The sequence below is a fragment of the Thioalkalivibrio sp. ALE19 genome (genome assembly GCF_000428605.1).
Lineage (GTDB): Bacteria > Pseudomonadota > Gammaproteobacteria > Ectothiorhodospirales > Ectothiorhodospiraceae > Thioalkalivibrio.
In genome coordinates, this window is record NZ_AUAG01000010.1 from 22912 (window position 1) to 41567 (window position 18656).

Genomic DNA, 18656 nt, shown 5'->3' on the forward strand with positions numbered 1-18656 from the left:
GGTCTGCGCGGGCCCGGGGCCGGGCGCCCTGGGTGGTTTATCTGGCCGGATCCAGCACGATCGCGTCACTCACCAGCTGATGCACGCTCACGATCTGGTCCATTTCGAAGCCGTAGTAGGGCAGGACCTTGGCGAACTGGCTCTTGCAGATCGCGCAGATCGCGGCCAGATGGGTCACGCCCTCCTCGTCGGCGACCTGCCGCAATGCCTGCATGCGGGGCAGCGCACCCTTCACGCGCAGCTCCATCAGGTCGTCCGTGAGCAGGCCGCCGCCGCCACCACAACAAAAGGTCGCCTCTCCGATGGTGTCCGGCGGCATGTCGTAATAGTGGTTGCAAACCGCACGGAGGATCTCGCGGGGGATGGTGAACTGCCCGCCGGGGGTATCCCCCATGCGCGATGCCCGTGCCACATTGCAGGAATCGTGGAAGGTGACCCGCCGATGGTCGTTGGCGCTCCTGTCCAGGGTGAGCGCGCCGCGCTGGATCAGGTCGTGGGTCACTTCGCAGATGTGCTGCGGCACGGGATAACGCGGATCGAGGAAATCGAACGGCCCGGCAAGCGTGTTCAGAAAGCTGTAGGCCACCCGCCAGGCATGGCCGCATTCGCCGAACACGATCCGCTTGACCCCCAGTTCCTCGGCGGCCTCGCGTACCCGCAGGGCGATCTTGCGCATGTTCTCCGGCGAACCGATGAACAGGCCGAAGTTGGCGGCTTCGGAGGCGTGCGAGGACAGCGTCCAGGAGATCCCGGCCTGATGGAACACCTTGCCGTAGCCAATCAGGCCGTCCACGTGGGGTTCGGCGAAGAAATCCGCCGAGGGGGTCACCAGCAGGACCTCCGCCCCCTTCTCGTCCAGCGGATAACGCACGTCCACGCCGGTGTCTTCCTTGACCTCCTCCTCCAGGCCTTCAAGGGTGTCCTGCAGGGCGGGCTGCGGCAGCCCCAGGTTGTTGCCGATCTTGAAGACCTTGCCGATGATCTCGTTGCTGTATTTCTGGCCCTTGCCCACCGCGTTCATGATCTCGCGGGTGGCCATGGTGACCTCGGCGGTATCGATCCCGTACGGGCAGTACACCGAACAGCGGCGGCACTCCGAGCATTGGTGAAAATAGCTGTACCACTGATCAAGGACCTCCTCGGTGAGATCCTGCGCACCGACAAGTTTCGGGAACAGCCGGCCGGGCCAGGTGAAATAGCGACGATAGACGCTGCGCAGGAGATCCTGACGCGCCACCGGCATGTTGCGCGGGTCCGAGGTGCCGTGGAAATAGTGGCACTTGTCGGTACACGCCCCGCACTTGACGCAGGCATCCATGAACACCTGCAGGCCGCGGTTCTTGTCGAGCAACTCGCCCAGCTTCGCGATCGCGACATTCTGCCAGTCGTCCACCAGCTCGCCGGGGAAGCCCAGCGGTTCCTGGAATTCGTCACGCGAGACAAAGGGCTGGCTGTGCGACATGGCATCGGGCTTCAGCCCGGGCATGTCGAGGTACTCCTTGACCTCCGGGGTCTCGAAATCGGCCATCGCGTCAATCCTCGCTACGGGCGTTGGGCGCGGCTCCGGCCGCTTCGGAGGAAGCCGCCGCGCCGGTGGGCTCGACGCGCGCGACCCAGCTGGTGTGGCGCCGTTCGCGCGGGTTGTCCGCCTGGTTGCGGGTGGGGCTGAAGAAGATCCCCGGGGCATGCAGCAGCTTGCTGAACGGGAACACGACCATCAGCGCCACGACCAGCAGCAGGTGCAGCAACAGCAGCGGATCGGTCGGGAGCGGGTGCACCTCGAAACGCAGCAGCCCGAGGAAGAACACCTTCACCGCGGTCACGTCCGTGTGCCACAGGAACTTCATCGCCAGCCCGCTGGCCGTGATCGCAACCAGCAGTCCCAGCATCAGATGATCGGAGGGCGCCGAGATGTAGCGGATGCGCTCCACGAACAGGCGCCGTATCCACAGGCCGACCAGGCCGGCCAGCAGGGCAAAACCGGCATACACCCCGAATGGCTGGACCAGCACGACCCAGCCCCAGACCGGCTCGATGAAATATCGCAGGTGGCGCAACAGCACCAGCAGCAACGCCAGGTGGAAGACCCAGGCGAGGATCCAGATCCACTTGTTGGACTTGAACAGGCTGTAGAAGAACACCACTTCGGACAGCATTCGGCCCACCACGCCGGTGCGCGTGGTGGGAGCGGGCGTGGTCGGAATCTTCAGCGGTGCCGGCGCGCGCGCATAGCGGGCGATCCGCAGCCCGACCCCGATCAGCAGGATCGCGGTTGCTGCGTAGAACAGCACGGCAAAGACGATGGATGCGAGGGTCAATGACCTGTCCTCCTGTCAGCCACCGGGGCCCGATCGTCCCGTGGTCCGGCCGGCGCGTCCTCCCCGGGTCACCCATACGGCGACCGGGAGCCGGCATGGCACATGGTCCCGTCCGGTGAACGGGACGAAGCGAATCAGGACTCCGCGAGGGCGCGTCGGAGGCAGGCCGCCGCCCCCGCGGAGTGGAGCTACCCGCCGCGAGGCGGGATTCAGACGCAGCCGGTCGGCTTGGGCAGACCGGCGTACTTGCAGGCCTGCTTGGCCGGGCCGTAGGGGAACAGCTCATAGAGGTACTTGCTGTTGCCCTTGTCGGGTCCGAGCTTCTTGCCGATCGCCTTGGTCAGCACACGCACTGCCGGAGCGATCTGGTATTCCTCGTAGTATTCACGCAGGAAGTTGATGACTTCCCAGTGATTCTCGTCCAGCGAGGTGCCGTCGACCTCGGCCATGGCGTTGGCCACCTCTTCACTCCAGTCACTCAGGTTGGCCAGGTAGCCTTCCTCGTCGGTTTCGTACGTCTTGCCGTTGACTTCAATGGGCATGGATTCCTCCAGTCGTTGCGCGGTGACAGGTTCCTCGTACGGCCGGGCTTGTCAGAGCCAGGCCTGAACCTTGTCGTGGTTTTCGGTCAGCTCGACGAACCCGGCGTAATCAACCACGTTGATGCCGGGAATGACCTGCTCCGGGGACAGCCCCCGGGCGCTCAGGTCGGGTCCGAGCACGGACACCGAATGTTGTTCGAGTGCCTTGCGCATCTCGGTCTCGTGGGCGGTTCCCTGTACGGCCGCCAGCACCCCGTCCTCGATCAGCAGAACCGCCGAATCCGGCAGCGCGTGACCCAGGCAGGCGTTGAGCGTGTTCCGTTCGAAGGGCGACTTGTTCACGGTATGCAGCATCTTCAGAGGCCTCCTAGAAGCTCAGGATCACGTCCTGCTCGTCCATCAGTCGGGCGATCGCATCCCGCGACATCACCTCGACGGGCACCAGCAGATCGTCTTCGGACAGACCTCGCTCGGAGAGCGACTCGGCTTCGACATAGAGCTTTTCCACGTCATAGCCCTCCAGCGCGCGGTAGGTCGGCGAGAAGTTCTTCATGCCGATCTGCCCGGTGTCCTGCCCCTTCTTGATCTGGTAGACGCCGTCATCCATGAACACCATGCTGACGTCCTGCTCGAACGCGGCGGCGATCAGCACCACCTCCAGGGATTCCAGCGCATAGATGGTTCCGTACGGCGCCTTGCGGTTGACGTACATGAACTTCTTGATTTCACCGGGGCCTTCTTCTTCCCAGGGTTCGGACATCGTTTCCCACCTTTGTCAGACGATTGGTTGGGCGCGGCCCTGCCGGCCGCACGCGCTGCGGACGACTCTCAGTCCCCGAACACCAGGAGCCGGTCGCACTGGATGCCGGCCTCGATCAACTGCCCGAGGCCGGAGATGCGGAATCCGGGCGCGATGTTGTCGCCATCCTTACCCTGACGCTGCGCCTCGCCCTCGTCGAGGATGCCGCGGCGCTGCGCGGCGGCGATGCATACCACCAGGTCGATGTCATGGGCCGCGGCGAGCTCGGACCACTGCACCGGGATGTTGCGGTCGTCCTGCGGCGGCACCGGGAAACGGGAGCCGTTGTGCACGCCGTCGTGATAGAAGAAGGCGCGAAAGACCTCGTGCCCGCGTTCAATCGCGGCCTTGCAGAACTGATAGGCCGTATCGGACGCCTGATGCTGATACGGGCCTTCGTTGACCAGGATCGCGTATTTCATGCTCTGCCCTTTATGTTGTCAGGCCGAAGGTGGAGCCCGTGCGGGCTACTGGCGGATATGGGCGGACGCGTTGAGGCTGTTGCGTGAACCGCGCCAGTTGTCCACGTGGTAGCGGGTGAACGGCAGCCCCGTCTTGTTGAAGAACTCCGGCCAGCCGATACGCTCGATCCAGTCGTTGATGCGCTCCCAGTCGCGGCCGTCTTCCTGATAGGTCCGGAGGATGCGCTTGACGATCGCGGTGGCCTCGGGCCAGCGCGGCGGATTGTTCGGGATGCCGGAGGCCACCAGCTTCTGGAAGGTCGGCTTGCCACGCGCATTCGAGTGGTTGCCACCCACCCAGATCGACAGCTTGGTGTGCTCGGCATCGTTGATCTGCATCGGCGGGCACGGCGGGAAGCAGGCGCCACAGCACATGCATTTCTGCTCGTCGACTTCCAGCGACGGCTTGCCGTTGACGACCGCGGGGCGGATCGCCGCCACCGGGCAGCGAGCGACCACCGAGGGGCGTTCGCAGACGTTGGCGACCAGGTCGTGGTTGATCTTCGGCGGCTTGGTGTGCTGCACGTTGATCGCGATGTCACCCTGACCACCGCAGTTGATCTGGCAGCAGGAGGTGGTCATGTGCACCCGGTTGGGCATGTTGGTGTTGCGGAACTCGTCGATCAGCTCGTCCATCATCGCCTTGACCACGCCGGAGGCGTCGGTGCCCGGGATGTCGCAATGCAGCCAGCCCTGGGTATGCGAGATCATGGTGACCGAGTTCTGGGTGCCCCCCACCACGAAACCGGCGTCCTCCAGGGCCTTCACCAGCGGCTCGACCTTGGCCTCGGAATCCACCATGTATTCGATGTTGGAACGCGTGGTGAAACGCACGTAACCGTCACCGTACTGGTCACCGATGTCACAGAGCGTGCGCAGGGTGAACACGTCCAGGATGCGCTGGGTACCGGCGCGGACGGTCCAGACGCCCTCACCGGTCTCGGATTCGTGGTAGAGCACGCCGGGTGCCGGATGGTCATGGTGATCCCACATGCCGAAGTTCCGGCGCATCACCGGATGCATGTACTGGAATCCGTCCGGGCACCCGGACTCGATGGGGGAACGCATTTCCTGTGCCTGTGCCATGTTCTGCTCCAGCCTTGCTAGCGATTTCGGGGGGAGTCTCGGGAGACCGTCGACCTACTGGCCGGCCGCCGCCTGTTCCCGCTGTTCCATCCTGCGACGCAGCTGCTCCTCGGCCGCCTCGTCGAATCCGTCGAGGCGCACGTAGGAACTCTGGCGCGGGTGATTGACCATGTTCGGGTCGGCGGGAATGCCGAGCTCCTTGAGGAAGTTCATCAGGCCAATGCGCTCGATCATCTCGCCGCAGCGCTCGTGCTCCAGGCCGTTCTCGGCCCAGAAATCGATGATGTTCTCGGCCAGTTCGGTGAGCTGTGCGTAATCCTCGTCGGTATCGAGCTTCATGAAGGGCACGATCACCGTGCCCATCAGGTCGCCGATCTTGAGCGTGCGCTTGCCCCCCAGGAGGATGGTGACCCCGCGCTCGTCACCCGGCGAAAGGGCGGTGTGCATCACGTTCAGGCAGTGCATGCAGCGCACGCAGTCCTTGTCCTCGACCTCCAGGGTGTCGTCGTCATGCAGGGTCATGCAGCCGGTCGGGCAACGGGTGGTGACGTTGTCGATGACCTCGGCGCGCCCCTTCTCCCGGATGAATTCGCGAACCTTGTCCTGGTCGATCTTCATCTCGTCACGCCAGGTGCCGATGACCGCGAAATCGGAGCGTTCGATGGCGTTGACACAGTCGTTCGGGCAGCCGGAGACCTTGAACTTGAACTTGTACGGCAGCGACGGACGGTGCACGTCGTCGGTAAACCGGTTCAGCAGGGTGCGGTGGATGCGCTGTTCGTTGGCGCAGGACTGCTCGCAGCGCGCGGCCCCCACGCAGGACATGCCGGTGCGCACGCAAGGCCCGGCACCGCCGAGGTCAAACCCGTATTCGTTGATCTCGTCGAAGAAGGCCTGGGTGTTGTCGGTGTCCACGCCGATGAACATCGCGTTGCCGGTCTGGCCATGGAAGGTCACCAGGCCGGAACCGTACTTTTCCCAGGAGTCCGCGAGCTGGCGCAGGATATCGGTGGTGTAGAAGTTGCCCGCCGGCGGCTGCACGCGCACGGTGTGGAACTCCTTCGAGCTCGGAAACGCATGACCGACTTCGGAGAACCGCGGGATGATCCCGGAGCCATACCCGAACACCGAGACCGTGCCGCCCTTCCAGTAACCCTTCCGGGTCTCGTAGGAATGCTCGAGCTGCCCCAGCAGGTCATTGCTCATGCCCTGGATGCGGTCGTCGGGATGCCGGTCGCGCAGGTTCTTGATGCCGGAGATGAAGCTCGGCCACGGACCGTTCTCGAGCTCATCGAGCATGGGAGTGGGATGGTGATTCTTGGCCATGACAATACTCCTTGCCGGGGTGCCGCTTGCGCGGGGCTCGTGCGCCGGTAACGCCGCCACGATCACGTGATCCCTGACGGAGCCGGCGCCGCTCCCCTGCCCGAGGTTGTTTTTGCGATGGGCCGGCGCCCTCTGGCGGGCGGCGACCCCGTCCTTCGCCGCAAACTCTAGGCCGGCACCGCGGCGCTGGACATCCTGCTGTTGGGGGGTACGCGCAAGCCCGCGACTATCCCCTGTGGCAGGGTCAGAAGCCCGGCCCCATCCGCGCGAAATTGATGCTCGGGTCGCGGAAACCGCATTCCGTCGCGGTGTGGCCACAGGCTCCCGGGATACCCCCAAAGAATGGTTGTGGGTATACCGGGCACCCCTACACTGGAAGCCGTATGGCCCGCCCCGCATTGACCGGCACGGCGGGCCCGGAACCCTGGAGGCCGTCCATCCATGAACGCCCCTGTCCGTGCATCCACCTGCGCCTCGCCATTCGACCTGCAGGCCGACGAATCCTGGCGGGCATGGCGCGCGCGGCGCCTTGCCTGCGGGACCCCCGGTCCCGCCGACCTGACCTTGGAACTGAACGATCCGGCGCGCCCCACGGCCGCGGAGCTGGAGGCCCTGTGCGAGCGGATTCGGCAACACAACCTGGCGTTCTATCGCTGCCCCTCCGGGGCGGCGGCACTGGACCGCGAAGGATTCGCCGCCCTCTGCGGCGCCCTGGGATTCACCCGGCCGGATCCCCACGAATGCGCGGACGGGGACGGGATCAGTGCCCTTCAGGTCTGCGACGATGGGCGTCGGGCCGGATATATCCCGTACAGCAACCGGCCCCTCAGCTGGCATTGCGATGGCTATTACAATCCGCCGGATCGGCGCATTCGGGCGATGCTCCTGCATTGCGTGTCCGATGCCCCCAGCGGTGGCGAGAACCTGTTTCTGGATCCGGAGCTGCTGTACATCCGCCTGCGCGACGAGAATCCGGAATGGATCACCGCCCTCTGCCATCCCCGGGCCCTGACCATCCCCGCCAACGTGCAGGACGGGCGGACCCTGCGACCGGCCGCCACCGGTCCCGTCTTCAGCGTGGATCCCGCATCCGGCCGGCTGCACATGCGCTACACCGCCCGTACCCGCAGCATCGAGTGGCGTGACGACCCGACGACCCGCGCCGCGGCCGGACGCATCCGCGAGATCCTGGAGGCCGAGGGGCCCGGGGTGCTGCGTCACCGACTGGCTCCCGGCGAGGGTGTGGTCTGCAATAACGTGCTGCATGCACGCACCGGTTTCACCCACGACTCGTTCGCCGGGAGCTGGCAGCGCCTGCTCCTGCGGGCGCGGTTTGCCCGCCGCGTGCCCGGCACCTGAACCCGTTCCCCGGAGGCACACCGAACATGTTCTGGGACGACACCCCCGCCACCACACCGGAGCAGGCCGAAGACACGGTGGATCTCGCGTTCCGCGTGCACTGCCCGGCACTGCCGCTGGACCACGCGCATGCGCTGTCGCAGCAGATCTGCGCACTCCTGCCCTGGCTGCAGGACGAACCCCGGGCCGGCATTCATCTGATCCACGGGGCCGAATCCGGCAACGGCTGGCAACGACCGGAGGCGACCGCCGATGCGACCATCCCGCTGTCGCGACGCACCCGCCTGCGCCTGCGCCTGCCGCGCACCCGGGTGGAGCAAGCCCGGGAGATCCGGGGGACCCGACTGGATCTGGGATCGGCGCCCCTGAAGATCGGGGAGTTCACGATCGTGCCGTTACGGGCACAACCGGCCCTGATGGCCCGGCATGTCATCGCCCGCCCGGATCAGGACGAAGATGCCTTCCTCGCGGAGGTCGCGGCATCGCTGAGCGCCATGGGCGTGCCGATCTCCAAGCTGCTGTGCGGCCGCAGTCATCAGCTGCAGACCCCGTATGGGGCGCTGTTCACGCGGCGGCTCCTGGTGGCCGATCTCGACCCGCTCGCCTCCCTGCGCCTGCAGCGCGAGGGCCTGGGTCCCGAGCGGCTGATGGGCTGCGGCCTGTTCGACGGCCACAAGGACGTGGCCCCGGTGCATTCGTCGCCGGCCATGCACTGAGGTGTTTGTCGGAACCGCCGGCCGACCCTGCCGGACTACCCCCAAAGAGGGGTAAGAGCGACCGAATGGCGGTGCTATATTGCCGGCGGATCCTCACCCACCCCCCGGATGGAGACCACCCCATGAGCAAAAAGCAGGAACAGATCCAGAAACTGCTGGACATGCAGAAAAAGTTCATCGAATACGAGCACGCCCATGGCGTCACCCCGGAGGAGTATTATCTCGCCGAGGAAGGCCACCCGCTGCACAACTACCGCCAGCGGTTCCGCGACGTCGCCATGGATCTGGTCGAGATGGCCCACGAAGAAAAGGGCTCGCACCGCTGACCCGTCACCCGCACGGATGGCAGCCCGGGTCATGCACCCGTGCATGCCCCGGGGCGGCGAGACACCCATGACGGCCAACGCGCAATCTTTCAACCCCGCATCGCCCCCGGAGCTGGGCCTGGACAGCCTGGCCCCGCTGCAACGCGAGCTGGAAGAACACCCGGTCTACGCCCTGCGTGATCTGCGTGATCTGCGCGGATTCATGGAATGCCACGTCTACCCGGTCTGGGACTTCATGTCCCTGATCAAATTCCTCCAGCAGCAGGTCGCGCCGATTCGCTATCCCTGGACCCCCGGGGCGGATGCCTCGGTATGCCGCTTCATCAACGAACTGGTCCTGGAAGAAGAGTCCGACCGGATCCCCGCCCCCGACGGGCAGGACCTCCATCTGAGCCACTTCGAGCTGTATTGCGCCGCCATGGAAGAGGTCGGGGCCGACCCCGACCCCGCCCGCCGGTTCGTGGCCCTGGCAGCCGAACAGGGCATTGATGCGGCACTGAATGCCGGGATCGCACCCGCCCCCTCCGCCGAGTTCGTCCGCCGCACCTTCGCGCGCATCGAAAGAGGCCGATCGCACGAGGTTGCCGCGGCGCTGGCACTGGGCCGCGAACACGTCATCCCCGGCATGTTCCGGCAGTTTCTCGCCCGCATGCAGATCGACGAACAAAACGCACCCATGTTTCACCTCTACCTGCAGCGCCACATCCACCTGGACGAGGATTTCCACGGCCCGCTGTCGCTGCGCCTGGTCGAGGCGCTGTGCGGTGACTCGCTCGAGCGACTGGCGCAGGCGCGCGATGCCGCCCGAGCCGCCATTCAGGACCGGCTGGATCTGTGGGAGGGAGTGCGCCAACGGCTGGGGCTGCCGGCATGAGCCTGCGCCTGCGCAAGCGCTGGAAACAGGACGAACGGCCGCGAACCACGGAAGACATCGCCAGCGCAGCCGCATCCAATGCGTGGAGAACCGCCTGCAACGGCGTGCTCAACCTGGAAAACGCGGACTTCGAAACCCGCACCCAGGAGCAGCGCCTGGAGCTGATCCAGGAGTTCGCCATCTTTCTGCTGCACCTGACCGACCGTCGTCTGGGTAAGCGCCTGTCGCAGGAAGAACGCCGCCGGCTGATCACCGCGATGGCGCTGCGCCTGGCGGCATTGCTGGAGGAAAACGTGGCGGAACTGCGGGCCGGGCCGGACCGCATTCCGGGCCCGGTGGACGGTGTGCGCGACGCCTTTGTTGACCGGGTCAACCGACGCAGCGATGAATATGCCGAGTGCCGCTACGATATCGACGAAGGGCCGGGCTTCAGCCTGTGGCGGGCCTTTGCCGTGCATATCAGCGAGGCCCTGGGCCCGCACAATCGACAATGGGCCATCGACCAGCTCATGGCCACCGAAGGCCCGGAAGCGGTTGAGGCCTTCGTACCGGCGCTGGAGTCCCTGCTGCCCTCGGCAGCCGGGGCCGGCGCCGATCCGTAGGGTGGCCCCTTCACCGTACCCCTCCGGGGCGGCGGCATCACGCCGCCCCGGGCACGGGCATTACTGCTTGACCCAGCTCCCGTGGCCGTCGGTCTTGCCCTCCAGGCCATCCTGGTATCCCGCGTCGTAGGGCGGCGTTACCCGCTGCTCTTCCAGCCTGGGGCTGCGCAGGAAGCCGGTCTGCCAGCCGATGATGTAGTCCGGGTCCACACCAAGACTCTCCATGCGCTTGCTCGCCTCGTGATAGGTCTGCTTGTCCATGATCTCTCCTTTTCTCCCGTTGAATACTGGGTCCGCATGCCGGGGCAACCCCGGATGTGCGGCTCACCCCGCGAATCGGACCAGGGCCGATCCGTCGTCCAGCACCTGCCGCACGCGCTCCGCGGCCGAATTCATGTCCTCCTCGCCCCCGAGATGGTGCAGCGCAAGCGCGCCGGCGTAGATGAGACTGTCACGCATCGGCCCGGATTCGCCGCGCAACGCCGCCAGCCCCGCCCGGGCTGCCTCCGGCGCGACCTCCCGGCCGTCGGCCTGTGGCTGGGCGCCGTTGCCCGCCTCGGTGGAGACGATCCCGGACGGGAGGGGCACGGCCCGACTTTCGGCCCGGATGCCGAGCGCGGCCGGGTCCAGCGCCAGCTCCCGCTCCGGACCACCGTCGCGATACAGAAATGCACGCCCCGGCTGCTGCAACGATGGAATCACCCCCCCTTCGCCCCCGCGCACCACCAGCCCCGAAGCGAAGCCGGAGTAACGCGCAAGATGCGCATAGACAGGGGGATAGGCCTTGTGCACGTAGCCGACCATGATGTGGGTGCGCCCGCGGGCACGTACGGGGCCGACCAGATTCTCGACCGTGGTCAGGGTGTTGCGCTTGATGATCAGGTTGCGCAGATCGGTGAGCGCATGCAGTCCGGGGCAGAACGCATGCATGTCGACGTAGGCCCAGCCGATGTCCTCCCGGACAATGCGCGCGGCGGCCGCCTGCGGCGAAAGATCGGTGTCGACACCGGCCGCGCGCAGGACCATCCGCGGAGTAGCACCGAACTTGGGGCCAATGGATTCGATACCGTGACACACAGCCGGCTGACCACAGGCCGCCAGCACCGCGGGCAGAAAGGCCGTCGCGGGCAGGCCGCGGACATGGCCGTCGTACGGGTCGGCGATATCGATCAGGTGGTCCACGTCGGCCACGGCCGTGGTGGCGTGGTCGCGCAACGCCTGCAGCACCCCTTCGCTCTCCTCCAGGGTCTCACGCTTCATCCGCAGGCCGATCAGGAAGACCGCCGCCTGCACCGGGTCCACGTGACCCTCCAGGATCGCCTGCATGGCGGCCCGGGCTTCGTCACGCGAGAGGTCCTTGCTCAGTTCGGGACCGGTGGCAACTTTCTGGATGCAGTCGCGCATCACGGCTGCGGGATCGGGGGAGACGTTCGCGGCTTCGCGCATGGGCAACCTGTCGTGGAGCCTGAGATCGGGTTGTCGGGGCGCACCCCGCAAACGCGAGAATATCCATGCCCGGGCAGGCAGCATATACCCCTATTGAGAGGGTTACGGCCCCGCGGCTTTGCGCGATCATTCGAGGCGAACACTTGAACGGGCCTGCCCGTGTCGAGGGCCCGGCCACCCACCCGTCCAGGCGAGTGCGCGCACCCATGACCCACAACGATGACGACACCGCGATGGCGCTGCGCAGCGGTATCGCGGCGTTTGAAGCCCGAGAGTTCTCGCGCGCGATGGGCCTGCTCCTGCCGCTGGCGGAGTCCGGCCACTCCGAAGCCCAGTACCGCGTCGCGATCATGCACCAGACCGGCCTGGCCGGCGTGGCCCGACCGGACGCGGCCTTCCACTGGATGCGGGCAGCCGCCGAACAGGGCGATCCGCTCGCCCAGCACGGCCTGGGCTTCATGTTTCTTTCCGGGGAATGCGTGAAACAGGACCCACAGCAGGCCGTGCTCTGGCTGGAACGGGCCGCCCGCCAGGGTCTGGCCGGCTCCCGGACCACCCTCGCGATGCTGTATGCCCGGGGGGAAGGCGTGGACCCCGACCCGGAAGCAGCCCGCTACTGGTACGCGCAGGCCGGCTTCGACCCCGACGAACTGGAGCTGCTCGACGGCTGAGGCCCGATGGCGCCGTCCAGCCCTCCCACGCGCACGAGGTTCGATGATGACCGCCATACGGATGTATTACCGCAGCGACTGTCCCTATTGCGAACGTGCCGAACGCCTGCTGGAACGGCGCGGACTGACGGAGCAACTGGAAAAGATCGAGATCGCGGACACGCCCGAATCGCTCGCGGAACTGGAACGGATCACCGGGCAGACCGAGGTTCCGCAGATCTATTTCGGCGAAGACCACGTCGGGGGCTTCGAAGAACTGGTGGAACTGGACATGGATGGCGAACTCGAGGACCGGCTGCCGCAGGCCGGCAACGGCTGACACGAGCGGGGACCGCACCAATGGACTTTTTTCCGATTTTCATGCGCATCCGTGACCGCTCCTGTCTGGTGGTCGGGGGCGGGGTAGTGGCGGCCCGCAAAATCGATCTGCTGCGCAAGGCCGGCGGCCGGGTCACGGTGGTCTCGCCGGAGCTGTGTCTGGAACTGACCGCACTGCAGTCCCGCGGAGAGATCGAGCATGTCGAGCGCGGCTTCCGCGAAGACGATATTCATGGGCGGGTGCTGGTGGTGGCCGCCACCGATGACCAGGAAGTCAACCGTCGGGTCTCGCAATGCGGCCAGCAGCACGGCATCGCGGTGAACGTGGTCGACCAGCCGGACCTGTGCAGCTTCATCACGCCCGCCATGGTCGACCGCTCGCCCCTGCAGATCGCCATCTCCACCGGCGGGGCCTCACCGGTACTCGCGCGGCTGCTGCGCGCGCGCATCGAAAGCCTGGTTCCGGCCTCCTACGGCCGCCTGGCGACCCTGGTCGAGGGGTTTCGCGAACGCGCAAAGCGCTGCATCCCGAATACCGAGCTGCGCCGGCGCTTCTGGGAACGGGTTCTGGAGGGCCCGGTGATGGAACTCTTTCTTTCCGGGCGTGAGCGGGCCGCCGGCGAGACCCTGGACAGAGCCCTGGACGCGGGCGTGGACGCCCGCGACACCGGTGGCGAGGTCTTCCTGGTCGGCGCCGGCCCCGGCGACCCGGACCTGTTGACCTTCCGCGCGCTGCGTCTGATGCAGCGGGCCGACGTGGTGGTATACGACAACCTGGTCTCCCCGGCGATCCTGGAACTGGTGCGCCGTGACGCCGAACGGATCTACGCCGGCAAGAAACGCAACCACCACACGCTGCCACAGGGGGACATCAACGACCTGCTGATCCGGCTGGCACAGGAAGGCAAGCGGGTATTGCGACTCAAGGGCGGCGACCCGTTCATCTTCGGCCGCGGGGGCGAAGAAGTGGACCGCCTGATGCAGCACGGGATCCCGTTCCAGCTGGTGCCCGGGATCACCGCCGCGGCCGGCTGCGCCTCGTTCGCCGGGATCCCCCTCACCCACCGCGATCACGCCCAGGCGCTGGTCTTTGCGACCGGACATCTGCAGGACGGGACCATCGACCTCAACTGGGACATGCTGGCCCAGCCGCACCAGACCGTGGTGTTCTACATGGGGCTATCGGGGCTGCCCATCATCTGCCGGGAAATGGCCGCCCACGGCCTGCCTGCCTCCACCCCCGCCGCGCTGGTGGAACAGGGCACCACCCAGAATCAGCGCGTGCTGGTGGGTACCCTGGAGACCCTCCCGGACATCGTTAAAGGGGAAGAGGTCCAGCCGCCCACTCTCATCATCGTGGGCAGCGTGGTGGCCCTGCAGCAGCGGCTGCAGTGGTTCCGGCCGGATGCGCCGCCCACCCGGGGGAGCCTGTTCGCCTCGTGCACCACCCCGGAGACCCGCGGCGCGACCGGAACGGCCGAGCAGGCCGGCTGAACCCCGCCCACTCTCCCCGCCACCACCAGAGGAGACCCCGTATGCCGCAACAGTCGAGGCCGAACCCGGCGATGGACCCGGCGGGCATGGGAAGCGGCTGCTCCAGTGCGGAGCCCTTCGCCCTGCGCGTGCTGGGCAACAGCATGGCACCGGAATTCGAGCACGGGGTGATCGTGATCGTGGATCCGTCGGGCGCAATCGAGAACGGGAGTTTCGTGGTTGCCCGGCACGACGACGAATATCTGCTGCGCCAGCTGATCATGGAGGACGACGCCTGGTACCTGCAGGCGCTGCAGGAGGATCAGCGCCGACTGGAACTGGCGGATCGTCAGGCGGTGATCGGGGTGGTGGTCCAGCGCGCCGGACGTCGGCGTTCTGGGAACAAGCACTACGCCTGATCCACCCTTCGCTCAATCTCCCCGCGAGACCTCGCCCGCTGGCTCCCTGCGGGGCAGACCATGCTGAACCGCCAGCACCGCGGCCTCCACCCGCGAGTTCAGCCCCAGCTTGCGCAGGATCGCCTTGACGTGCAGTTTCACGGTACCGTCGGAGATCCCCAGTTTCTGCGCGATTACCTTGTTGCTGCGCCCTTCCGCCAGCAGGCCCAGGATCTCGAATTCGCGCGGAGTCAGGCGCGCAAAGGGATCGAGGTCTTCTTCCTGATCGGGCTGCCCCTGCACCACCCTGGCCAGCAGCTGCGCGAGGTGGGGAGCCACCACGGTCTGCCCCCCGAGGATGTCCTCCAGCGCCCCTGTCAGCTCGTCCGGATCCATGTCCTTCAGCAGGTAACCCTGAGCGCCGTTGCGCAGGCATTCCACCAGGTCGCCTTCCTCGTGACTGGTCGTCAGCATCACCACCGGCATGGCCAGACCCGCGCGCCGGAGCTGCCGCAGGACATCCGGCCCCTGCATTCCCGACATGCGGATGTCCAGCAGAACGATATCGGGCCGCTCGCGTGCCGCCAGTTCGATGCCAGTCTCACCATCGGCTGCGGTGGTCACGGTATCGACCCCCCGACGGGTCAGCAGTTCCTGCAGTCCCTCGCGGAACAGCGCATGGTCATCGATCAGCAATACGTGTTTCGTCATCGCCCTGTCCCCGGGGAATGAATGAGACGGCCCGATCCTCGGGATAGGGAACGCTCAGACTCACCCGCGTCCCCTCGCCCGGCTCGCTTTCGATGCGCAGATCCGCGCCGATCCGTTCCGCGCGCCTTTGCATCACATTGAAGCCGATGTGCTCGCCTTCTCCGGCGGTGCACGAACCCAGGTCGGCACCCCGCCCGTCGTCCTCGATCATCACCACGACGCGATGGGCGGAGTCGCTGCGCAGGAGCACCCGCACGTTCCGGGGCTCGGCATGCTTGCCGGCATTGCACAGTGCCTCCTGCACGATCCGCAGAACCTCGGTTTCCATCGACTCGGGCATCCGCCGACCGTCCCAGTCCTTCTGCACGAAGGTGTTCACACCCGTTTCCTCGCGAAAACGTGCGATAAGCGGATCGATGTCCACATCCAGTCCGTGATGGCTGACAGGCGGGGCCCGGAAATGACGGATCAACTCGCGCAATTCCTGATTGGCCTGATCAAGGCTGCGCCAGAGCGAATCCGCTTCCCGCCGCACCTGGTCCGGACTGTCCGCGGGCAGCGATTCATTCAGCGCTCCGACCCGGAAACGCAGGCTGGCCAGGGTCTGCGCCAGCGAATCATGCAGTTCGTGCGACATGCGGGCGCGTTCCTCCATGACCTCGCCGCGCCGTGCCTGCTCGTCCAGACGGGACTTCTCGATCGCCATGCCCAGGTGCTGCCCGATGCTGGTCAACAGGCCACGCATGTCCTCCGAAAGCTCTCCGGGGGGCTGCTCGAAAAACAGGCTGTAGACCCCGAGGGTGCGTCCCTGGTGCTGCAGGGACACGGCCATCATCGACAGCGAATCGTCATATTCACCGCCTTCGATCCGGCCGCAGTCGCGCACGCCCTCCTGCACCTCCATGCCTCCATCGCTGGCGACCTGGCCGCACAGGCACCGGCCCAGCGGCAGCAGGTGCCGGCACTGCCGCTCGTCGCGGCGGAATCCGATGTTCGCGACCAGGCGCATCTGCCCGTCCGTCGTGACCAGCCGCGCGGTGGCTGCGGCCGCGCCCAGGGTCTCCTGAGTACGGGCAAGAAAACGGGCAAGCAGCTCGTCCAGATCGCGGGACGTGTTGATGCTGCTGGCGACCTCGTAAAGGATCTGGAGGCTGCGCGACTTCTGTTCCAGCCGTTCGGTCTGGGTCCGAACCTCCTCGCGCATGTCGCGCGTGAGTCGTTCGAGCCGTTCTGTCAGGCCATTCACGTCACGCGCCAGCTCATCGAACTCCCCACGCTGCGGAGTCGGGATACGGGCAGCCAGGTTGCCGCCTCGGACCCGCTGCGCCCAGTGACGCAGGTGGAACAGCGGCCTGACAAGGTAACGATAGGCAAGCAGCGGCAGGGTCAGGATCACCAGCAACGCGAGGATCAGGGCCGCGAGCTGCACCACGGCTGTCCCCCCGTCCGGAGGGGAGTCCCGAACGATCCATGGATTGAGGGCCAGAGCCAGCACGACCGGCAGCGCGAGGACAGCGGTCAGAAGGAGCATCACAAGCGCGATCCGCCAGCCAGTCTTGTGACGCCAGTCCCGATCCGGCCGGATCAACCACGCGCCCGGAGCCGCGCGACCCGAAGTGGAAAGCTGGAGTTTCATGGCATTTTGCGCCTCCCGCGGGTGCAACCCTCGGGAATCGAGGGAGCGCTTCCTGCCCGCCAAACCCCCTTAATATGGACGCCTTTTTGCCACAGGGCAACTTCTGAAAAGATAGCACTTACAAATGTCAACTTACCCGCAATACCGGAAGGACATGACAGATGGCGGGTGCTGCCGGTCACAAAAAAGAGGGCGCCGCGAGGGCGCCCTGAAGGCCAACTTCCGGGTCCCGGGAGAGACCGTGCTGTCGGCGTCGGAGGAGACAAGTTGCGGGGCCGGCCTTCCGGCCCCGTCCAGCCTGCGTACAGGCTATGGGTTTCGCGTTACTTGTTCGTGAACTCCGGGTAGGCCTCGAGGCCGCACTCGGTCACGTCGGCACCCAGCTCTTCTTCCTCTTCACCCAGGCGGATGCCCATGGCCATCTTGAGGATGAACCAGACCAGCAGGCTGGCGAGGAAGACGAAGACGAAGATCGCCGCAAGACCCGCGATCTGCGCCACGAAGGTGGCGTCCGGATTGGACAGCAGGACCGCGAGCACGCCCCAGATGCCGGCCGTACCGTGGGCCGAGATCGCACCCACCGGGTCATCGATCTTGACCTTGTCCAGCGCGACGATGGAGAAGACCACGATCACGCCACCCACGGCGCCGATGAAGGTCGCCAGCAGCGGGCTGGGCATCAGCGGTTCGGCGGTGATGGACACCAGGCCGGCAACCGCGCCGTTCAGGGCCATGGTCAGATCGGCCTTGCCGAACATCAGGCGGGTGGTGATCAGCGCGGCAATCACGCCCCCGGCCGCGGCCAGGTTGGTGTTGGTGAACACGGCCGCCACGGCATTCGCGGATTCAACGTCGGACACCTTGAGCTCGGAACCGCCGTTGAAGCCGAACCAGCCCAGCCAGAGGATCAGCACGCCCAGCGTCGCCAGCGGCATGCTGGAGCCCGGGATCGCGTTGATCTGGCCGTCCTTGCCGTACTTGCCCTTGCGCGCCCCCAGCAGCAGAACGCCCGCCAGCGCGGCCACGGCACCGGTGAAGTGGACGATGCCCGAACCGGCGTAGTCGAGATAGCCGATCTGGTCCAGCATGCCGCCGCCCCAGCTCCAGAAGCCCTGGATCGGGTAGATCACGCCGGTGAGGACCACGGCGAAGGCGAGGAAGGCCCACAGCTTCATGCGTTCGGCAACCGCCCCGGAAACAATCGACATCGCGGTGGCCACGAACACCACCTGGAAGAAGAAGTCCGCGCGGTCGGAGTAGTAGACATCACCGCCGCTGCCCAGCACGTCGGCCACGGCGTTGTCACCGGTGATGAAGAAACCCAGCCCCGGGATCAACGAGGTGAGTCCTTCGCTGTACATGATGTTGTAGCCGATCAGCATGTACATGACCGACGCGATGGAATAAAGGGAGATGTTCTTGGTGAGGATTTCGGCCACGCTCTTGGTCCGCACCATGCCGGCCTCGAGCATGGTAAAGCCCGCGGCCATCCACATGACCAGTGCGCCGGCCATCAGGAAGTAAAAGGTGTCAAGGGCGTAGGCCACCTCGACGACTTGCTGTTCGATATCCATTTTCGGATTACCTCATCTAA

At 66.1% G+C, this 18656-nt stretch carries 22 protein-coding genes; 9 read left to right on the plus strand and 13 right to left on the minus strand.

Going from position 1 to position 18656, the window contains the following annotated elements:
• Window positions 1–37: 37 nt before the first annotated feature.
• The 8 genes from dsrK to dsrA form a co-directional block, all read right to left on the minus strand.
• Window positions 38–1528, minus strand: a complete 1491-nt coding sequence (gene dsrK, locus F787_RS0105240; protein ID WP_028491508.1) for a sulfate reduction electron transfer complex DsrMKJOP subunit DsrK — start codon at window positions 1526–1528, stop codon at window positions 38–40.
• Between the two features lie 4 nt (window positions 1529–1532).
• Complete coding sequence (locus F787_RS15480) at window positions 1533–2318, minus strand: respiratory nitrate reductase subunit gamma (RefSeq protein ID WP_051246021.1); 786 nt, start codon at window positions 2316–2318, stop codon at window positions 1533–1535.
• Between the two features lie 209 nt (window positions 2319–2527).
• Window positions 2528–2860 carry a TusE/DsrC/DsvC family sulfur relay protein gene (locus tag F787_RS0105250; RefSeq protein ID WP_028491509.1) on the minus strand — a complete coding sequence of 111 codons (333 nt, stop codon included), beginning with the start codon at window positions 2858–2860 and terminating at the stop codon, window positions 2528–2530.
• A gap of 51 nt (window positions 2861–2911) precedes the next feature.
• The gene (gene tusB, locus F787_RS0105255) at window positions 2912–3214 is read right to left on the minus strand and encodes a sulfurtransferase complex subunit TusB (RefSeq protein WP_042805686.1); all 303 of its coding nucleotides are present in this window, start codon (window positions 3212–3214) and stop codon (window positions 2912–2914) included.
• A 13-nt stretch (window positions 3215–3227) separates the two neighbouring features.
• The gene (gene tusC / locus F787_RS0105260) at window positions 3228–3620 is read right to left on the minus strand and encodes a sulfurtransferase complex subunit TusC (RefSeq protein ID WP_028491511.1); all 393 of its coding nucleotides are present in this window, start codon (window positions 3618–3620) and stop codon (window positions 3228–3230) included.
• A 68-nt stretch (window positions 3621–3688) separates the two neighbouring features.
• A complete protein-coding gene (gene tusD / locus F787_RS0105265) occupies window positions 3689–4081 on the minus strand; it encodes a sulfurtransferase complex subunit TusD (RefSeq protein ID WP_028491512.1) in 393 nt (130 codons plus the stop codon).
• Window positions 4082–4126: 45 nt separating this feature from the next.
• A complete protein-coding gene (gene dsrB / locus F787_RS0105270) occupies window positions 4127–5206 on the minus strand; it encodes a dissimilatory-type sulfite reductase subunit beta (protein ID WP_028491513.1) in 1080 nt (359 codons plus the stop codon).
• Between the two features lie 54 nt (window positions 5207–5260).
• A complete protein-coding gene (gene dsrA, locus F787_RS0105275; RefSeq protein ID WP_028491514.1) occupies window positions 5261–6532 on the minus strand; it encodes a dissimilatory-type sulfite reductase subunit alpha in 1272 nt (423 codons plus the stop codon).
• Window positions 6533–6973: 441 nt separating this feature from the next.
• Here dsrA and F787_RS0105280 point away from each other — a divergent pair, with 441 nt between their 5' ends.
• The 5 genes from F787_RS0105280 to F787_RS0105300 all read left to right on the plus strand — a co-directional run bounded on the left by F787_RS0105280 (window position 6974) and on the right by F787_RS0105300 (window position 10409).
• On the plus strand, window positions 6974–7891 hold the full coding sequence (locus F787_RS0105280) for a TauD/TfdA family dioxygenase (RefSeq protein WP_028491515.1): 918 nt from the start codon (window positions 6974–6976) through the stop codon (window positions 7889–7891).
• A gap of 26 nt (window positions 7892–7917) precedes the next feature.
• Window positions 7918–8607 (plus strand): type I-MYXAN CRISPR-associated protein Cas6/Cmx6, encoded by a 690-nt coding sequence (cas6, locus tag F787_RS0105285; protein WP_028491516.1) that lies wholly within the window; start codon window positions 7918–7920, stop codon window positions 8605–8607.
• A 122-nt stretch (window positions 8608–8729) separates the two neighbouring features.
• A complete protein-coding gene (locus tag F787_RS0105290; protein ID WP_028491517.1) occupies window positions 8730–8933 on the plus strand; it encodes a hypothetical protein in 204 nt (67 codons plus the stop codon).
• A gap of 67 nt (window positions 8934–9000) precedes the next feature.
• The gene (locus F787_RS0105295; RefSeq protein WP_051246022.1) at window positions 9001–9807 is read left to right on the plus strand and encodes a DUF3050 domain-containing protein; all 807 of its coding nucleotides are present in this window, start codon (window positions 9001–9003) and stop codon (window positions 9805–9807) included.
• Window positions 9804–10409 (plus strand): hypothetical protein, encoded by a 606-nt coding sequence (locus F787_RS0105300; RefSeq protein ID WP_028491519.1) that lies wholly within the window; start codon window positions 9804–9806, stop codon window positions 10407–10409. Before F787_RS0105295 ends, F787_RS0105300 begins: the two co-directional genes overlap by 4 nt.
• 60 nt (window positions 10410–10469) lie before the next feature.
• Here F787_RS0105300 and F787_RS0105305 read toward each other — a convergent pair whose 3' ends face one another.
• Both F787_RS0105305 and F787_RS0105310 read right to left on the minus strand, forming a co-directional pair.
• Window positions 10470–10670: a hypothetical protein gene (locus tag F787_RS0105305; protein ID WP_028491520.1), complete on the minus strand. Its 201-nt coding sequence runs from the start codon at window positions 10668–10670 to the stop codon at window positions 10470–10472.
• Window positions 10671–10733: 63 nt separating this feature from the next.
• Complete coding sequence (locus F787_RS0105310) at window positions 10734–11855, minus strand: anthranilate phosphoribosyltransferase (RefSeq protein WP_028491521.1); 1122 nt, start codon at window positions 11853–11855, stop codon at window positions 10734–10736.
• 206 nt (window positions 11856–12061) lie between these two features.
• On the opposite strand from F787_RS0105310, the gene F787_RS0105315 reads away from it, so the two are divergent.
• From F787_RS0105315 to F787_RS0105330, 4 genes are read left to right on the plus strand one after another with little or no spacing between them, the layout of a single operon-like run.
• A complete protein-coding gene (locus F787_RS0105315) occupies window positions 12062–12526 on the plus strand; it encodes a tetratricopeptide repeat protein (RefSeq protein WP_028491522.1) in 465 nt (154 codons plus the stop codon).
• A gap of 43 nt (window positions 12527–12569) precedes the next feature.
• A complete protein-coding gene (locus F787_RS0105320) occupies window positions 12570–12845 on the plus strand; it encodes a glutaredoxin domain-containing protein (RefSeq protein ID WP_255325680.1) in 276 nt (91 codons plus the stop codon).
• A 20-nt stretch (window positions 12846–12865) separates the two neighbouring features.
• Window positions 12866–14338 (plus strand): siroheme synthase CysG, encoded by a 1473-nt coding sequence (gene cysG, locus F787_RS0105325; protein WP_028491524.1) that lies wholly within the window; start codon window positions 12866–12868, stop codon window positions 14336–14338.
• Between the two features lie 41 nt (window positions 14339–14379).
• A complete protein-coding gene (locus F787_RS0105330) occupies window positions 14380–14736 on the plus strand; it encodes a S24 family peptidase (protein WP_028491525.1) in 357 nt (118 codons plus the stop codon).
• A gap of 12 nt (window positions 14737–14748) precedes the next feature.
• Here F787_RS0105330 and F787_RS0105335 read toward each other — a convergent pair whose 3' ends face one another.
• From F787_RS0105335 to F787_RS0105345, 3 genes are all read right to left on the minus strand, one after another.
• Window positions 14749–15426, minus strand: coding sequence for a response regulator (locus F787_RS0105335; protein WP_028491526.1), 678 nt, complete (start codon window positions 15424–15426; stop codon window positions 14749–14751).
• Window positions 15398–16957 (minus strand): histidine kinase, encoded by a 1560-nt coding sequence (locus tag F787_RS0105340; RefSeq protein WP_231373398.1) that lies wholly within the window; start codon window positions 16955–16957, stop codon window positions 15398–15400. The genes F787_RS0105335 and F787_RS0105340 overlap by 29 nt, the downstream gene beginning before the upstream one ends.
• A gap of 428 nt (window positions 16958–17385) precedes the next feature.
• Complete coding sequence (locus tag F787_RS0105345) at window positions 17386–18636, minus strand: ammonium transporter (RefSeq protein ID WP_028491528.1); 1251 nt, start codon at window positions 18634–18636, stop codon at window positions 17386–17388.
• Between the last annotated feature and the right edge of the window lie 20 nt (window positions 18637–18656).

Coding starts and splice junctions, on each gene's coding strand:
- F787_RS0105345 (WP_028491528.1), bottom strand. CDS start 18,636: ATGGATATCGAACAGCAAGTCGTCGAGGTGGCCTACGCCCTTGACACC.
- F787_RS0105315 (WP_028491522.1), top strand. CDS start 12,062: ATGACCCACAACGATGACGACACCGCGATGGCGCTGCGCAGCGGTATC.
- dsrA (WP_028491514.1), bottom strand. CDS start 6,532: ATGGCCAAGAATCACCATCCCACTCCCATGCTCGATGAGCTCGAGAAC.
- F787_RS0105310 (WP_028491521.1), bottom strand. CDS start 11,855: ATGCGCGAAGCCGCGAACGTCTCCCCCGATCCCGCAGCCGTGATGCGC.
- F787_RS0105335 (WP_028491526.1), bottom strand. CDS start 15,426: ATGACGAAACACGTATTGCTGATCGATGACCATGCGCTGTTCCGCGAG.
- tusD (WP_028491512.1), bottom strand. CDS start 4,081: ATGAAATACGCGATCCTGGTCAACGAAGGCCCGTATCAGCATCAGGCG.
- F787_RS0105290 (WP_028491517.1), top strand. CDS start 8,730: ATGAGCAAAAAGCAGGAACAGATCCAGAAACTGCTGGACATGCAGAAA.
- F787_RS0105295 (WP_051246022.1), top strand. CDS start 9,001: ATGACGGCCAACGCGCAATCTTTCAACCCCGCATCGCCCCCGGAGCTG.
- tusB (WP_042805686.1), bottom strand. CDS start 3,214: ATGCTGCATACCGTGAACAAGTCGCCCTTCGAACGGAACACGCTCAAC.
- dsrK (WP_028491508.1), bottom strand. CDS start 1,528: ATGGCCGATTTCGAGACCCCGGAGGTCAAGGAGTACCTCGACATGCCC.
- F787_RS0105320 (WP_255325680.1), top strand. CDS start 12,570: ATGATGACCGCCATACGGATGTATTACCGCAGCGACTGTCCCTATTGC.
- dsrB (WP_028491513.1), bottom strand. CDS start 5,206: ATGGCACAGGCACAGGAAATGCGTTCCCCCATCGAGTCCGGGTGCCCG.
- F787_RS0105305 (WP_028491520.1), bottom strand. CDS start 10,670: ATGGACAAGCAGACCTATCACGAGGCGAGCAAGCGCATGGAGAGTCTT.
- F787_RS0105330 (WP_028491525.1), top strand. CDS start 14,380: ATGCCGCAACAGTCGAGGCCGAACCCGGCGATGGACCCGGCGGGCATG.
- cysG (WP_028491524.1), top strand. CDS start 12,866: ATGGACTTTTTTCCGATTTTCATGCGCATCCGTGACCGCTCCTGTCTG.
- F787_RS0105340 (WP_231373398.1), bottom strand. CDS start 16,957: ATGCTCCTTCTGACCGCTGTCCTCGCGCTGCCGGTCGTGCTGGCTCTG.
- F787_RS0105250 (WP_028491509.1), bottom strand. CDS start 2,860: ATGCCCATTGAAGTCAACGGCAAGACGTACGAAACCGACGAGGAAGGC.
- tusC (WP_028491511.1), bottom strand. CDS start 3,620: ATGTCCGAACCCTGGGAAGAAGAAGGCCCCGGTGAAATCAAGAAGTTC.
- cas6 (WP_028491516.1), top strand. CDS start 7,918: ATGTTCTGGGACGACACCCCCGCCACCACACCGGAGCAGGCCGAAGAC.
- F787_RS0105280 (WP_028491515.1), top strand. CDS start 6,974: ATGAACGCCCCTGTCCGTGCATCCACCTGCGCCTCGCCATTCGACCTG.
- F787_RS0105300 (WP_028491519.1), top strand. CDS start 9,804: ATGAGCCTGCGCCTGCGCAAGCGCTGGAAACAGGACGAACGGCCGCGA.